At 72.0% G+C, this 261-nt stretch carries 1 protein-coding gene; it reads right to left on the reverse strand.

Translation table 11 applies throughout. From position 1 onward, the window contains the following. Positions 1–261, reverse strand: a 261-nt coding sequence (locus R2R70_RS21140; RefSeq protein WP_410979073.1) for a glycosyltransferase, incomplete at both ends; no start/stop codon positions are given.

The raw sequence follows: 261 nt of genomic DNA on the forward strand, positions 1-261 counted from the left end.
GGAGAAGCGTGCGGCGCCGCGCCGGAACAGACGCGGCACCCAGTCCGGATACCAGCCGCTGTGGCGGATCCACTGGCCGCAGAAGCTCGACAGCCGGTCGAGCGCGTAGACTTGCGCGCCGGGCGCGCGGATGGCCGCACGGATCGACTGCGCGAGTTCGGGGCTGACCACCTCGTCGGTGTCGAGCGACAGGATCCAGTCGGTGTCGAGCGCGGCGAGCGCGCGGTTCTTCTGCGGGCCGAAGCCGGGCCAGTCACGCTC

Source organism: Cobetia sp. SIMBA_158 (assembly GCF_046566945.1).
Classification (GTDB): Bacteria; Pseudomonadota; Gammaproteobacteria; order Pseudomonadales; family Halomonadaceae; genus Cobetia; species Cobetia amphilecti.